The following is a 14,723-nucleotide window of genomic DNA, read 5'->3' as shown; positions in this document are numbered from 1 at the left end:
CGGATGGCGTAGCGGCGGCGGGCCCCGCGGTGACTCGACGCGGGGACTCGACGCGGGGACTCATCGGTGGCTCATCGGTGGCTCATCAGTGATGCGTAGGTTGCGGCGTGGTGGACATCTGGGTCTGTCGTGATGTGAGGGAGTTGTGATGTCGAAGTCTGTTGTGGGTCGTGGTCGGTTGGCGTTGGTGGGGTTGGTGACGGTGGGGTTGTTGACCGCTGGGGTAGCGGTGCGGGCGCAGTCGGATGGGGAGTCGGGGTCGGTGTTCGTGCCGGTGGTTCCGTGTCGTTTGGCGGATACGCGTCCGGCGCCGGTGGGTGTGGGTTCGGTGTCGACGTTGGGTGCGGGGTCGTCGTCGACGTTCGAGGTGTGGGGCGACAACGGTGAGTGCGAGGGGATCCCGTCGTCGGCGACGGGGGTGTCGTTGAACATCACGGCGTTGGGTGCGTCGGCTCCGAGTTTCTTGACGGTGTGGCCGTCGGGTGATCGTCCGACGGCGGCGTCGTTGAATCCGTTTCCGGGTCAGCCGCCGGTGCCGAATGCGGTGGTGTCGTCGTTGTCGGGTTCTGGTTCGTTCGACGTGTTCAACAATGCGGGGTCGGTGAATGTGGTGATCGACGTGAACGGTTACTACATCCCGTCCGAAGGCGGCCCAGCGGGCCCTGCCGGTCCGCAGGGCGATGCCGGTTCGCAGGGCGATGCCGGTCCGCAGGGCGATGCCGGTCCGCAGGGCGATGCCGGCCCGCAGGGCGAGAAGGGCGACACGGGTGATGCTGGCGCTGTCGGCGAGAAGGGCGACACGGGTGATGCTGGCGACACCGGCCCGAAGGGCGACATCGGCGACGCTGGCCCGCAGGGCGACACTGGCCCGCAGGGAGATCAGGGAGATCCTGGTGCGGCCGGTGTCGATGCCGAGTCGCCGGCCCGCGTGATCTGGGTCGCCGACGACGGCACCGGTGACTTCCTGCTGTTGTCCGCAGCGCTGGCATCGATCACCGACGCATCGTCGAGCAACCCGTATCTCGTGAGGATCGCGCCCGGCATCTACACCGAGACGTCGGTGGTGGCCCTGAAGGACCACGTCGACGTCGAAGGTTCCGGCCAGGGCGTCACCGAGGTGACGTGTGCGTGCGGGACGGCTGGGTTCCCGGGCGCTGCGGTGACGGCGGGGAATCTCACCGCCGAACTCCGCCAGATCACCATCACCAACACCGGCGGCAGCACCTTCGCGACAGGTGTGTATGTGACAAATGCGTCCGACGGCACACTGAAGCTGAGCGACCTGACCGCCACTGCGTCGGGCAGCACGAACCTCATCGGTGTCCGGAACCAAGCGTCGTCGCCGGTGATGAGCAACGTCGTTGCCACGGCAACCGGCGGCGCGGCCACTCAGGGTGTGTCCAACGACTCGTCGTCGTCCCCGACGATGAACGACGTGACCGCGATCGGTACCGGCGGCACCACATCCTCCGCTGGCGTGGCCAACTCGACAGCCTCGTCGCCCACGATGAACAACCTGACAGCGATCGCCTCCGGCAGCCCCGTCAACAACGCCGTGAACAACTTCGCATCCTCGCCGACCATTCGCAACTCGTCGATCACCGGCGACGTTCTCAGCAATTTCGGGTCCGTGAAGATTGCCGACACCGTGCTCGATGGTGCTGCGCTCGGCATCGGATTCGCCTGTGTCGGTGTGTACTCCGCAGCGTTCGTCGAGCTCGACGCGGCCTGCACCTGAGCTGGATCGCGTGAGCGAGCCGAGCGACGATGCCGTCGTCGCTCGGCTCGGGGACCACTCCGAGTACGTCAGCCGATGCGCGGGAACTTGGTGGTCTTGCCGGAACGACGTTGCGAGCGGATCCATGCGAGTCCGGCGCCGAACACGCTGACGAGCACGAGGAAGACGATGGCCCCTTCGAGGGTCAAGGTCGACCCGTCGTCACCGGTCATCGCGGGATCGAGAGCAGCCAGCCACATGGCAACAGTCTGGAACAGTCGACGTCGGCGTGGCTCGTCGCGCCGGACGATTCCCGAAGCGCGGGATCGCTCGGGCCGTCTACGAGCTGGCTGATCGACCCTGTTCGAGGTCGGCCGTCATCGATGTGAAGGCGTGGTTGCGGTCGCCGATCACCTCGTTGGCCTGATCGACGACCAGGGTGTGCCCGAGCACGAAGCTGGCCTCGTCGGAGGCGAGGAACAGCACCGCGTCCGCGATCTCTTCCGGGCGCGCACCACGACCGAGCGGGCCGCGTGTGCCGATTCGCTTGCTGGCTCCTTCGACGTCGTCGGCGTCGCCGGTCGCGAGCTTGGAGGTGAGCGCCGTGACCGTGCCGCCGGGTGCGACGGCGTTGACGCGGATGCCGTGGCGCCCGAGTTCGGCGGCGACCGATCCGGTCAGGCCGACCACGCCGTGTTTGGCAGCCGTGTAGACGTGCGGTCCGAGCCCGGCTCGCAGCCCGGCCGTCGAGGTGGTGCTGACGATCGCGCCAGAGCCCTGCGGGATCATCACGCGCGCCGCGTGCTTGATCCCGTAGAAGACGCTCGACAGCAAGACGTCGATCGTTCGCTGCCAGGCGCCGCCGTCGATGTCGGCGATCGGGCCGACTGCGCCGAGGATGCCGGCGTTGTTGAACATGATGTCGAGCTTGCCGAACCGCTCGACCGCTTCGTCGACGACCGCAGCGATGTCGGCTTCGACCCCGACGTCGGCGCGGTGGAAGTGCGCCGCCTCGCCGAGTTCGTCGGCGACGGCTTGGCCGCGTTCGACGTCGAGGTCGACGATCAGACACTGCGCGCCCTCGTCGATGAATCGACGGGCAGTAGCCCGCCCGATCCCGTTGGCGCCACCGGTCACGATGGCTGCTCGTCCACTCAGTCGTTCACTCATGACCGCGAAGCTACGAACCGCGCCGACGCGAGTGCGAGTCGCGTGGCTCGGCGTGCTGCTGAACCGGAAGGCCCGGCCGCACGACTACTCGCAGCCCGGAAGCTGATCGAAGACGAAGACGCCGTCGATCCCCTCGAAGCGGACTGTGGTGGATCCCGACATCATGAAGCCGTCCTCCAGGAAGAACGCCTCGTCGAGTGTTGCTTCGCCGTTCAACGTGACCGTACCCGCGCCGAGTAGCTCCGGTTCCGCGTCGGTGGTGTCCCAATAGCGGCCTGCGAAGTCGAGAAACGACCATCCGCCGTCGACGAACTCGACCTCGATCGGATGCGAACTGCCGACATCGACCGGCTGGCTCTGGGGGTTGAAGTCGTCGCAGCCAGATTCGTCTCCGCACCCCGCTGCGAGGGCCAGTGCGCCGAGGTGGACCAGCGCGATGAAGCGAGCTCTAGCTCGGCGACGTGCAGAACTCGACACCGGTACCGGCTGCATGGTCCTCGAACTCCTCATCTGCTGAAGGGCACTTCGCGATGCTGACCACGAGCGTGGTGGTGAGCGCGTCGACTGCGCCACCAGACAGCTCGACCAGGTTGTCTCCGTCGCGAGACGGCAGGCTCCCGATTTCGATCGACGCAACCGGCGTCATCGCGTCCTCGCGTGGAAGCGTTCCTCGAAGGTGAACGATCTCAATAGTGGGACCGGCGTGCTCGTAGGCGGTCAACGGGACGCCCCCGAGTAACTCCGATGCTGGAACGCAATCGCCCAGGACACCGCCAGACGCAACACAGACCAGCGAATCCGGATCAAGTGGTGGAATCTTGGTCGACACGATCAAGCTGATCGGGCGGACGGGCGAGTCCGTCGGGTTGGACTCATCTGACAGACCGGGTATGTACTGGGGCACGGTAGCGAGAGCCGAACCAGATGAGGGCAGCGGAGCCATCACCGCTGCGAGTTCGGCGCCGCTCAAGCCAATGATCTCTCGCACTCCCAAGATCCCGGACCGAGAGAGTTCCGCCTCCAACGGCAATGTGAGTGCGTCGGTCGTGCAGAAGCCTACGAACGCAAAGCTGTCCTGCGATACCGCTAGAACGAACTCGGCCCTTTCGACATCACCGCCGTGGGACCGGTCGGCGACACCGATGAAGACGTCGACGGAAGGGTCGCTGGCAGCCAGTGCCGGCGCGAATGAGGGGTGCATCGCGATTTCCCGGTTCGTGGTTGCCCTGAGACGACCGTCGTCGGCAACCGCGACATCGAGGACGACAGGCGTCGTTCCCGCCGCCTCCGCAAGGGTGGCCGCCACCGCTTCGGCGTTGCCCCCTACCCGAAGCCACTCTGTTGTCGAACTCAGAAACGGTACGAGGGGAGCATGGTCATAGTGGGTGAACTCGTCCCCGGGGCACCGCCCTCGTTCGCGAAAATCGGCGATCGGGTCCCCCGAGAGGGAAGCAGCGGACGTCACCGGCTGCTCGCCCAGAGGTAGGAGCGGACCGTCGCCAGCTTCATCTGCAATTCCGCAGGCGGACAGGGCGATCAATGTCAAGAAACACCAAGACATACTCCGCTGTCTCTTGGGCATCATGTTCCCTCCATGGTCAGGTTGTCCACGTAGAGCCAACCCCACGTAGTACCAGATACTGACTGACCTCGAGCTCGAACAGCGAAATCGTATGCGTGTGCAGATGGAGGATTGAACCACGTTGTGTCAACGAACGAGTAGGTGGTGGTGAGCGGTTCAGGTGCCGTGAGCCGCGCTCGTGTCCATACACCGGCGCTCGGCGTCGGGTCGTTGGGGTCCGTACTGCCCAATCCATCCTCGTACTGGCAGGAATTGTTCCCATCGAAGTTGATCGTCCGATACCACGCCTCGACGACCCCGGTGCTTACGTAAGGCGACGAGTGCTCGCGCATCCAGACCGTTCCGCGATACTGCTCATCGTCGTCCCCATTGAGCAGTCGCACATTTTGCTGTATGAAATGACTCTGCTGCGTCACGTGAGAGTTCATCGTCGGGTTGATTCGTACGTGCCGCACTCCGTCTTGCGAACCTGGTCCGTAGAAGAAGTGATTCAAGCCGTTGTAGAAGATCCAGGCGGGGTCGGTCCCGGTCTCGAAGCCAGAGTCCGCCATCATCTGGCGGTTGCTCGGGTTGCCATGAAGCCAGTTGAGGTACGCAATATCGTCAAACGCGAGCGCCGCCGAGTTGTAGTTGAGCGAAGGTTCGGTGCAGGTCGACATTCGCGTCGGGGTCTGCCATTGCGCGCTCAAGCCGTACCACGAGTCGTAGCGGCCACCATGCTCTGCTCCGCCGAGATGGAACATTTCGTGTGCACCGGTCTTCCAGAGAAACTTGTTATCCCAGGCCCAGTTCTCGTTTACCCACATCCTGGCCTGCGCCAAAGGTGAGCAACTCGAACTACCATACGTACTCGAAGGCGTGTCCAGAAGGTGGACCTTGACGTCTGCGGACTTGTGCTTGCCCTTGTTCGTCAGCGAAAGGAGGAAAGTCCCGTCCTGAGCTTTGTGCTTTCCAAGCTCGCCGAACGTTTCGCACATGCGAGACGCTTCCCACGCGTCCCATGCTGTGGAGTATTCGATCCCGTAGTCCCACAGCGAATACGTCATACTGCTGTCGTTGCAGTTATTCGGATCTTGGGCGTACGCCTGTGCGGTGGGTTGATCCGGACCGATCATGAGCAGAGCAGTCGTCACTGACAAGACGAGAGCGGCAGTAGCGCAGAGTCCTGAACGGTGGGGGCACGAAAGAGGAATCTACTCCGGTGACGAGTGAGAGTCAATATGTTGTTGGATATTCATGGCGCTCTCATCTGGATGCAGAGCGATCTTCCTGCCCGCGTCGGTCCTGAATCCTATTGGAGAATGTGGACTGGTCGATATCGAAGAATAGGAATGCGAAGTCGCTCGTTGAAATTGGAGATGACGAACGTGGTCGTTTCGGCGAGAGGGCTCGGGTGCGTGGTCCGCGTGAGATCTGCTCTCGTCAGAGCTCTCGCAGCGCCGGCCCGCCGGGGATGATCTTGATTCGAGACGAGTCGCGCCACGAGTCGCAGTCTGCTCAGTCGTCTCGCCAGCTCGGGGGGCGCTTCTCGACGAAGGCTCGGCGGGCTTCGTCGAGTTCGCCGGTACCGCTACACATGATCTGGGTGCGGTTCTCGATGTCGAGCGCATGTCGCAGCGACGGTGCGTCGATCGTCTGCCACATCGTCTCCTTCGTCATCCACGTGGCGAACGGCGGATTCAACCGGATCAGTTCCGCCGTCACCAGCGCCCGGTCGATGACGGTGCCGTCGTCGACCAGGTCGGTGACGAGCCCGATCCGGTCCGCCTCCTCGGCGTCGAAGATGCGCGCGGTGAGCATCAGTTCGGCGGCGCGTGACGCGCCCACGAGGCGGGGTAGGAAGTAGCTGGTTCCCATGTCGCAGTTCGACACGCCGAGCTTGAGGAACACCGCGCCGAAGGTGGCCGAGGTCGCGGCGATTCGGATATCGCAGGCGAGTGCCATCGCGAACCCGCCACCGACGCACGGACCGTTCACCGCGGCGATCCACGGCTTGCGCGACCGGTGGATCTTCTCGTGCAGGGTCGCCAGATGGTCTTGCCACATGAACCCGGCGACGGTCGCCGGGACGCCCTCGGCGCCGGGCGCCGTGCCGCCGCCCGACAGATCGAGGCCGGCACAGAACCCTCGGCCTGCGCCGGTCAGGATCACCGCTCGCACGTCGGGGTCGCGGTCCACCGCGGCCACCACCGCCTCGAGTTCGGTGATCATCGTCGAGGTGATCGCGTTGAGCCGGTCGGGGCGATCGAGCGTGACCAGCACGATCTCGTCGGCGGGCTCGCTGAGTTGCAGGGTGGTGAAGTCGTTGGTCTCGGTCAGCTCGATGTGGCCGTGTCTAGTCGGATCGACCCCGACGCCACGTGTTGACGCGTCGCCCGCCGACCGGCTCAGATGACACGATGCCGACGAGCGACCCGTCCACCATCCACGACCTTCCGACTCCGGCGCTCGTCGTCGAGCGGTCGGTGTTCGAGGCCAACCTCGCGGCGATGGACGCCGTCTTGCCCGGCCCGCGGCTGCGGCCGCACGTCAAGGCGTTCAAATCGACGGCGCTCGCCGCTCGACTCGCCGCCGACGGACACACCTCGTTCTGCTGCGCGACGCCCAAGGAGGTCGAAGGCATGGTCGCCGCCGGACTCGGCGACGACCTGCTGTTGGCCAACGAGTCGCTCGACGTCGCCCGGCTCGGGGCGCTCGCCGATCGAGCGAACATCACGGTGGCGGTCGATTCCGACGTGACGCTCGACGCGGCGATCGCAGGCGGCATCCGGTCGGTGCTCATCGACGTCGAGGTCGGACTCCCGCGCTGCGGGTGCGATCCCGCCGACGCTGGCCGCCTCGCTGAGCGTGCCCGGGCTGCCGGCCTCGACGTTCGTGGCGTGATGGGCTACGAGGGACACCTGATGATGGTGCTCGACCGGGACGAGAAGGAGCGCAAGGTCGAACGGTCGATGAGCCTGCTCGTCGCTGCGGCGGCCGACGTCGGTGGCGACGTCATCTCGGGTGGTGGCACCGGCACGTTCGACCTCAACACGTGGTGCACCGAGATCCAGGCGGGGAGCTACACGCTCCTCGACACGGACTACGCCAAGCTCGGCCTCCCGTTCGAGATCGCGCTGAACGTGCTCTCGACCGTCGTCTCGGTCAGCCCGAAGGGCTGGATCGTCGCCGACGCCGGACTCAAGTCGATGGGCATGGACCACGGCAACCCGTCGTGGGAGGGCGGTGACGTGTTCATCATGTCCGACGAACACGTGACGCTCGTGCCCGGCGACGAGCGTCCGATCGGCTCGTGGTCGGTCGGTGATCGGGTTCGTCTGCAGTCGGCGCACGTCGATCCGACCGTCGCCAAACACGAGCAGATGTGGGTGGTCGACGGCGACGACGTGGTCGACCGTTGGCCGGTCGATCTGCGCCATTGGTGATTCGAGCGTCGCTGTTGACTACGTTTCGGTCATGCGCGAAGCAGTATTCGTTTCCTACGCCCGTACCGGACTCGCCAAGGCGGGACGTGGCGGGTTCAACATCACCCCCGCGATGTCGATGGCGGCCCATGCCATCAAGCACGCCGTCGCCAAGTCGGGCGTCGAGCCCGAGGCGGTCGAAGACGTCGCCCTCGGCAACGGTGCGCACGGCGCCGGCAACCTCGGCCGCCTGGCCGGGCTGCTCGCCGGGCTGCCGGTCACGACCGGCGGCAACACGATCCAACGGCACTGCTCGTCGGGTCTGAACTCGATCGCCGTCGCCGCGAACTACATCAAGGTCGACGGCGCCGATGTCGTGGTCGCCGGTGGCGTCGAGTCGATCTCGATCCCCAGCCCGGGCATGGGCGGGTCGGTCAACATGGACCCGGCCCTCGAAGAGCAGTACCCCGCCATATACATGGCGATGATCGAGACCGCCGACATCGTGGCGCAGCGCTACAACGTGTCGCGCGAGTATCAGGACGAGTACTCCTTCCAGTCGCAGATGCGGATGGCGGCCGCGCAGGAGAACGGGCTGTTCGAGGACGAGATCGTCCCGATGGAGACCAAGATGAAGCTCGTCGACCGCGAGACGAAGCAAGAGTCGATCGTGGACTACACCGTCGATCGCGACGAGTGCAATCGTCCGACCACGACCCTGGAGGGGCTGTCGCAGCTCCAGCCGGTCCGCGGTGAGGGCAACTTCATCACCGCCGGCAACGCCAGCCAGTTGTCCGACGGCGCTGCCGCCGTGGTGATGATGTCGGACGAGGAAGCGTCGCGTCGTGACATCGAGCCGTTGGGTGCGTTCAAGGGGTGGGCGGTCGCCGGCTGCGAACCCGACGAGATGGGCATCGGCCCGATCTACGCCGTGCCCAAGCTGCTGGCGCGTCACGGCCTCACCGTCGACGACATCGACATCTGGGAGCTGAACGAGGCGTTCGCCAGCCAGTGCTTGTACTCACGTGACAAGCTCGGCATCGACCCCGAGAAGTACAACGTCAACGGCGGCTCGATCGCGATCGGTCACCCCTTCGGCATGACGGGCACTCGCTGCGCTGGCCACCTGCTGCAGGAAGGCAAGCGTCGCGGCGCGAAGTGGGGCGTCGTCACGATGTGCATCGGCGGGGGCCAAGGCGCCGCTGGCCTCATCGAGATCTACTGATCGTGGGCATCCTCGATCGGTTCGCCCTCACCGACGGCGTGGCCGTGGTCACCGGTGCCGGTCGCGGCATCGGTGAAGGCATCGCGATCGGGCTGGCGGAAGCGGGCTGCGACGTCGTGCTGACCGCTCGCCGCGAGCACGAGATCGACGCGGTCGCCGATCGGATCCGCGAGCTCGGTCGTCGTGCCCTCGCGATCCCGGGTGATATCACCGACGGCGAGTTCGTCGACCGCCTGGCCGATCAGGCCAAGGCCGAGATGGGCAAGGTGACGCTGTGGGTGAGCAACGCCGGCGGCGCCGACGATCGCACGCCACGGCACCTCGCCGACATGCCTGACCGGCAGTGGGACTACCAGCTCGACCTCAACCTGCGAGCCGTGTTCACGGGTGCTCGCGCGGCGGCGCGCGTGCTCGACGACGGCGGATCGATCATCAACATCTCGTCGGGCGCTGCGCTCAAGCCGTCGCCGAACAACGGTCCGTACGCGGTGGCGAAGGCCGGCGTCGACAGCCTCACGCGCACGCTCTCGACGGAGTTGGCACCCCGCGGCATCCGCGTCAACGGTGTTGCCCCCGGCCCGGTGCCGACCGAGGTGTTCCTCGAGTTCTTCGGCGCCTCCGAAGACGACATCCCGACGCTGGGCAAGAAGCTCGGCATCCCGCTGGGACGCCTCGGCACCGCCGACGACGTCGCCAACGCCGTGGTGTACCTCGCCTCCGACGCCGCCTCGTGGGTCACTGGCCAGACCCTGCTCGTCAACGGCGGCAACCGTTAACGCCCGACCCGACGCGATGAGGACCGTCCGGTAGCGAGCGGATCATGCTCATCGTTTCGGGTTTGGGGGAGACCTCGGTAGCCTCGGGGCACTGTGCTGATCGACATCGTCTTGCTGGTCGTCGGCCTGGTCGTCCTCGTCTGGTCTGCCGACCAGTTCGTGCTGGGGTCGTCGAGGCTGGCCACGCTCTTCAAGCTGCCGCCGATCGTGATCGGCGCCGTCGTGATGGGATTCGGTACGTCGGCTCCCGAGCTGCTCGTCTCCACGTTGGCGGCCGTCGGCGGTGACCGAGACCTCGGCGTCGGCAACATCATCGGGTCGAATGTCGCCAACCTGAGCCTCGTGCTCGGTGTCGCGGCCCTGGTCACCGCCATGCCGATGCAGGGCAAGGTGCTGCGTCGGGAGGGGCCGCTGTGCATCGCGGCGACGCTGGTGTTCGGCGCAGTCGTGATCGACGGGGAGATCGCCCGCTGGGAAGGCGCGGTACTCGTCGGATTGCTCGTCGGCGTGCTGATCTACCTCATCCGTTCGGGTCGCCAGGAGACGCTCGAGGACGTGCTCGGCGATGTCGAGGTCGAAGCCATCACGACCGGACGCGAGGTCGGCCGGACGTTGATCGGCCTCGTCGGCACCGTGCTCGGCGCGCAGTTGGTGGTGTGGGGTGCCGTCGACATCGCCGACTCGCTCGGGGTCACCGGCGGATTCATCGGGTTCTCCCTGGTCGCGCTCGGCACCTCGCTGCCCGAACTCGTCACCACGGTGGCGTCGGCCCGCCGCAAGGAGACCGAGCTGATCATCGGCAACCTGTTCGGCTCGAACATCTTCAACGGGCTCGCCGTCGGCGGGTTCATGGGGCTGTTCGGTCCCGGTGCGATCGGTGATGATTCGCTCACCGGCTTCGGGCTCATCGCCGTCGTGGTCATCACGGTCCTGGCGTTCGGGATGGGCGTCGTGGGCCGCAAGGTCGGGCGCGTCGCAGCCGCCGTGCTGTTGACGCTGTACGTCGGGGTGATGGTGGTCCTCGGTTTCAGCGACGGGTCGGACGACGACGAGACGGCAGTCCACGCGGAACCCAGCGCATCGGTGCCGATCAGCGTCGAGTCGCGTCGCTGAGCACCGGCCACGGCAGGAAGCCGAGTCGCACGATACGACCCTGGTGGGTCACGTCGAAGCCTGCGTCCGTGAGCATCGCTCGCATCCGCTTCCTCGGCACGGCGCGAATCGGCCGCCCGGCGAGCGTGGAGGCCTGGCGCAGCGCGTTGTCGCCGACCCCGGTCACCGTCGCGATCGATGCGATGAGCAGCCGGCCGCCGGGTGCGAGCACCCGGTGCAGCTCAGTGAGCGCCGCTTCCTGGTCGGCGTACCAATGGAACGACTCCGTGCACACGACGACATCGACCGAACCCGACGGGAGCGGGAGCCGTTGTGCATCGGCCTGTGCATACGACACCCCTGATGCCTCGCCAGCATCCCCAGCGTCGTGGTCGCCATCGTCGCTCGCCGAGGCGGCACGTTCCAGCATCCCGGTCGACAGGTCGACGCCGAGCACGGTGGTGCTGGCAAACGTCGCTGCGAGGCGTCGGGTCAGTTGACCCGTTCCGCAACCGAGGTCGAGCACGACGCGAGGCGAGAGGTCGGCGATCCGATGCAGGATCGCGTCGTGCACGGGCCGGTAGACCGCTTGCTGCAGCCCGGCTCGGTCGTACGTCGTCGACCAGACGTCGAACAGGATCGAGTCGGCCGAGATCGACATCCCACCACTCTGTCAGATCGGCGACACCGACCGCGCCAGGTGGCGGAGCGGCTACTGATCCTTCGCCGGCGGCCGGTAGAACACGGCGAGCAGCGCCGCTGCGGCGACGAGTCCGCCGCCGGCCGAGATCGCCAGTCCGACGTAGCCGTCGAGGTCCTCGGCGAAGCCGAACGCATCGTCGAGCGAGTACTCGCCAGGGCCGAGCATCGCGATGGTCACGGCGATCACACCGAGCACCATCACGTACTCCCAGCCTTCTTTGATGATGAAGAACCCGGCCCGCAGATGCGAGGTGTACCAGGCGACCGTCATCAGACCGACGAAGCCGAGCGCCGCGAACGATGTGAGCAGCCCGGCCGCGAGGAACACGCCGGCGAGGATCTCACCTCCGGCGGCGAAGCGAGCATGCAGCTTGCCGGGCTTCATGCCGATGCTGTCGAACCAGCCAGCCGTTCCGCCGAGGTTCTTCGCCTTGTTCCAGCCGTGCGCGGCCATGGTCAGCCCGATCACGACGCGGATCAACAGCAGTGCGAGGTTGGTTTCGTCCGACACCGTCGCTCAGCCTTTCGAGGCCTCGACCTGGGCCTTGAGGTTCGACAGCGCGACCTCGAGCTGCTTGGCCGCTTGCTTCCAGGCCAGGCTCATCGCCCAGCCGAGGAAGCGGCGACCGCTGAGACCCTGTCGATAGACGATGCGGCAGCCGTCACCCTCCGGGACGAGACGAACCGACTCGGCGAGGGTTCGCAACATCGGGATCGGAGACGACGTGACGGCGAACGCGAAGTGTTCGTCGTCGTCCCACGCGGTGAACTCCTCGACGATCGAAATCCGTTTCACGGTCACGGTTCGACCGCCACCCACCCCGGTTGGTCGGCCGGTGACCTCCACCGTGTCGAGGCTGGTGAACCAGTCGGGCCAGTGCTCGTGGTCGGCGATGCGTGACCACACCTCGGCCGGGGTCGCGTCGATGACGATCTCGCGCTCGACGAGGATGGGCGCCGAGTCGATCCACTCGGGAGGCTGGACGACGTTTCGAGGCATGGGTCAGGTTACGTCTGCGGCCGCGCTCTCGTCGATGTAGCGCCGCACCGTGTCGTGGAGGTGGCGAGCGCGCACCTCCTGATAGTTCCCGAGGGTCTGACCGCGCTTCTTGCTCGACCGGAAGCCGCGGGTCTGCGCTGCGAGGTTCGCCGTGTCTTGGTCGAGCACGACGCCGAGCGAGCCGGGGATGCCGGGGACGGTCGTGTAGCTGTCGTCGACGTCGAGGTCGAATGGCTCGGCGGGCAGCGGAACCTTGCCGGACTTCGGCTTCGGCCGCAGGAACAGCACCTCGTAGATGGCGCGGTCGACCCCGCCGTCGCGCGCGTCGCCGTCGGGGCGGAACCGATAGGTCATCGGGATCTGCAGGCCGGGGAAGAAGAACGCGTTGGGGAACGCGTAGTACTCGATCGAGTCGATGGTCTCGGCGACCGACAGGTGGGAGAAATCGTTGTCGTACGCCTTGCCGAGGACCTGCTGCATGTGGCGTGCGTAGACGTCGCGGGCACGCTCACCTTCGGGGATCTCGGGCACGGGATCGTCGGGGTTCTTGCGGCTCATCAACATGGTGAGCAACGCCTGCTCGTCGGGACGCTTCTCGGCGGGCACGTGCGGGCTGGTCGTGGCGATGCTGTGCTCGAAGCGGCTGATGTGTTCGCCGAACACGTCGTACTGCGCGTTCGCGTCGCCAGCGGTCATCACCGACTGACTGTGTGTCTCGAGGATGTGGTACGCCTCGAGGAACGCCTCCGCCGCTGCTTTCCAGTTGGCCGGAAGCTTCTTGCGGATGTGGACCTCGACGTAGCGATCGGACAGATCCCATCCGGCCTCGTCGAAGTGGCGGGGCAGATCGCCGAGGTACTCCTCGAGGGTGCCGGCCATGAGCTCGGGTGCGCAGTCATCGAAGTTGACGAAGACGAAGCCGCCCCACAGGCCGGTGCGGATCTGGGGGAGCGCGAACTCCTCGGCGTTCACGTGCGGGAAATCCCACTCGCACGGCAGATCGACGAGGTCGCCATCGGTCGACCAGGTCCAGCCGTGGAACGGGCAGCGCAGCTTGGGGCTGAAGCCCGACGACGCCGGCGGCTTGAGTTGCGTTCCCCGGTGCAGGCACGCGTTGTGGAACGCCTTGATGTCGCCCTCCGGGCCGCGCACGATCAACGCCGAGTAATCGCCGACGTCGTAGACGTAGTAGTCGCCCGGTTCGGGGATGTGTTCCTCGCGGCATGCCCACTGCCACGTGCGCGACCACATGTGGTCGAACTCGGCTTGCAGGTAGTCGGGCGAGGTGAACTCGTCGTACGGGATGTCGTCGTCGCCGCGGAACGCGTACGACTGTTCGAGGATCGGCGCGGGCGGCGGCACCGAGTCGTCGACCACGATGTCGGCGTAGTTCGGCCCCGGGCACCGGGCGTCGCCGGGGCGAAGCCTGACAGGCACCGCATCGATGGCGGGGTCGGTGCTGACGTCGTCGATGGTCATGTGGTGGCTGCTTTCAGGGTGGGGCCGGCGAGCGAGGTCTGCTCGAGGGAGAACGGGATGCGGGGTTCGAGCACTTCTTGGAGTTCGATGATGTTGCCGTCGGGATCGCGGCCGTAGATCGCTCGCAACGCGCCGCTCCCGCCGATCTCCTCGGTCGTCGGCGGCGGCCGATGAAAGGTCATGCCCGCTTGGGACAGCCGTTCGTACTCCTCGTCGATGTCGACGACGTCGAGGCAGAAGTGGGTGTAGCCGTGGTTGCTCGCCGGATGGTTCGGATCTTTCGCGACGGGCGTCGGCGACGTGTACTCGAACACCTCGACGTAGCAGTTGCCGGCTTTCAGCATCGCCTGACGGAACTCGATGCCGTCGAGTCCGATCATCTCATCGACGATCGGTCGGTTGGCGATCTCCGATTCCATCACCACCTCGAAACCGAGTCCGTCGACGTAGAACGCGACGAGGCGATCGAGGTCAGGTGTCGATAGCGCGACGTGATGGATACCTCTGATCATGCTGCTTCGATCATTCGGGAGTGCTCCGTCTCCGGCCCGATCCGATCAGGGCCTCACGGGTACG

At 66.0% G+C, this 14,723-nt stretch carries 16 protein-coding genes; 5 read left to right on the top strand and 11 right to left on the bottom strand.

Annotated features, from left to right (window positions below):
• The first annotated feature begins 148 nt into the window (after positions 1 to 148).
• Entirely contained in the window at positions 149 to 1,738 is a 1,590-nt protein-coding gene (locus ACE37B_RS16350) for a pectinesterase family protein (protein ID WP_409924402.1), read from the top strand.
• A 68-nt stretch (positions 1,739 to 1,806) separates the two neighbouring features.
• On the opposite strand, the gene ACE37B_RS16345 is transcribed toward ACE37B_RS16350, so the two are convergent.
• From ACE37B_RS16345 to ACE37B_RS16320, 6 genes are all read right to left on the bottom strand, one after another.
• Positions 1,807 to 1,977: a hypothetical protein gene (locus ACE37B_RS16345; RefSeq protein WP_409924401.1), complete on the bottom strand. Its 171-nt coding sequence runs from the start codon at positions 1,975 to 1,977 to the stop codon at positions 1,807 to 1,809.
• Positions 1,978 to 2,056: 79 nt separating this feature from the next.
• Positions 2,057 to 2,887: a glucose 1-dehydrogenase gene (locus ACE37B_RS16340; RefSeq protein WP_409924400.1), complete on the bottom strand. Its 831-nt coding sequence runs from the start codon at positions 2,885 to 2,887 to the stop codon at positions 2,057 to 2,059.
• Positions 2,888 to 2,971: 84 nt separating this feature from the next.
• Positions 2,972 to 3,364 carry a hypothetical protein gene (locus ACE37B_RS16335; protein ID WP_409924399.1) on the bottom strand — a complete coding sequence of 131 codons (393 nt, stop codon included), beginning with the start codon at positions 3,362 to 3,364 and terminating at the stop codon, positions 2,972 to 2,974.
• Positions 3,336 to 4,472: a hypothetical protein gene (locus ACE37B_RS16330; protein WP_409924398.1), complete on the bottom strand. Its 1,137-nt coding sequence runs from the start codon at positions 4,470 to 4,472 to the stop codon at positions 3,336 to 3,338. Before ACE37B_RS16330 ends, ACE37B_RS16335 begins: the two co-directional genes overlap by 29 nt.
• Positions 4,469 to 5,602, bottom strand: a complete 1,134-nt coding sequence (locus ACE37B_RS16325) for a hypothetical protein (protein WP_409924397.1) — start codon at positions 5,600 to 5,602, stop codon at positions 4,469 to 4,471. The genes ACE37B_RS16330 and ACE37B_RS16325 overlap by 4 nt, the downstream gene beginning before the upstream one ends.
• Before the next feature lie 364 nt (positions 5,603 to 5,966).
• On the bottom strand, positions 5,967 to 6,734 hold the full coding sequence (locus tag ACE37B_RS16320) for an enoyl-CoA hydratase/isomerase family protein (protein ID WP_409924690.1): 768 nt from the start codon (positions 6,732 to 6,734) through the stop codon (positions 5,967 to 5,969).
• A gap of 134 nt (positions 6,735 to 6,868) precedes the next feature.
• Here ACE37B_RS16320 and ACE37B_RS16315 point away from each other — a divergent pair, with 134 nt between their 5' ends.
• From ACE37B_RS16315 to ACE37B_RS16300, 4 genes are all read left to right on the top strand, one after another.
• The gene (locus ACE37B_RS16315) at positions 6,869 to 7,894 is read left to right on the top strand and encodes an alanine racemase (protein WP_409924396.1); all 1,026 of its coding nucleotides are present in this window, start codon (positions 6,869 to 6,871) and stop codon (positions 7,892 to 7,894) included.
• A gap of 31 nt (positions 7,895 to 7,925) precedes the next feature.
• Positions 7,926 to 9,098 (top strand): acetyl-CoA C-acyltransferase, encoded by a 1,173-nt coding sequence (locus tag ACE37B_RS16310; protein WP_409924395.1) that lies wholly within the window; start codon positions 7,926 to 7,928, stop codon positions 9,096 to 9,098.
• A 2-nt stretch (positions 9,099 to 9,100) separates the two neighbouring features.
• The gene (locus ACE37B_RS16305; protein WP_409924394.1) at positions 9,101 to 9,874 is read left to right on the top strand and encodes an SDR family NAD(P)-dependent oxidoreductase; all 774 of its coding nucleotides are present in this window, start codon (positions 9,101 to 9,103) and stop codon (positions 9,872 to 9,874) included.
• 93 nt (positions 9,875 to 9,967) lie between these two features.
• The gene (locus tag ACE37B_RS16300) at positions 9,968 to 10,987 is read left to right on the top strand and encodes a calcium/sodium antiporter (RefSeq protein WP_409924393.1); all 1,020 of its coding nucleotides are present in this window, start codon (positions 9,968 to 9,970) and stop codon (positions 10,985 to 10,987) included.
• Here ACE37B_RS16300 and ACE37B_RS16295 read toward each other — a convergent pair.
• From ACE37B_RS16295 to ACE37B_RS16275, 5 genes are read right to left on the bottom strand one after another with little or no spacing between them, the layout of a single operon-like run.
• The gene (locus tag ACE37B_RS16295; RefSeq protein ID WP_409924392.1) at positions 10,965 to 11,627 is read right to left on the bottom strand and encodes a class I SAM-dependent methyltransferase; all 663 of its coding nucleotides are present in this window, start codon (positions 11,625 to 11,627) and stop codon (positions 10,965 to 10,967) included. The genes ACE37B_RS16300 and ACE37B_RS16295 overlap by 23 nt on opposite strands.
• 51 nt (positions 11,628 to 11,678) lie before the next feature.
• Positions 11,679 to 12,179, bottom strand: a complete 501-nt coding sequence (locus ACE37B_RS16290) for a DoxX family protein (protein ID WP_409924391.1) — start codon at positions 12,177 to 12,179, stop codon at positions 11,679 to 11,681.
• A 6-nt stretch (positions 12,180 to 12,185) separates the two neighbouring features.
• Positions 12,186 to 12,668 carry an SRPBCC family protein gene (locus tag ACE37B_RS16285; RefSeq protein ID WP_409924390.1) on the bottom strand — a complete coding sequence of 161 codons (483 nt, stop codon included), beginning with the start codon at positions 12,666 to 12,668 and terminating at the stop codon, positions 12,186 to 12,188.
• Positions 12,669 to 12,671: 3 nt separating this feature from the next.
• Complete coding sequence (locus tag ACE37B_RS16280) at positions 12,672 to 14,147, bottom strand: aromatic ring-hydroxylating oxygenase subunit alpha (RefSeq protein WP_409924389.1); 1,476 nt, start codon at positions 14,145 to 14,147, stop codon at positions 12,672 to 12,674.
• Positions 14,144 to 14,659 (bottom strand): VOC family protein, encoded by a 516-nt coding sequence (locus ACE37B_RS16275; RefSeq protein ID WP_409924388.1) that lies wholly within the window; start codon positions 14,657 to 14,659, stop codon positions 14,144 to 14,146. Before ACE37B_RS16275 ends, ACE37B_RS16280 begins: the two co-directional genes overlap by 4 nt.
• Positions 14,660 to 14,723 lie beyond the last annotated feature (64 nt).

Origin of the sequence: Ilumatobacter sp., from assembly GCF_046290335.1 — a bacterium.
Classification (GTDB): Bacteria; Actinomycetota; Acidimicrobiia; order Acidimicrobiales; family Ilumatobacteraceae; genus Ilumatobacter_A.
The sequence above is the reverse complement of the archived record's forward strand: the minus strand, read 5'-3'. Positions and strand labels throughout refer to the sequence as shown.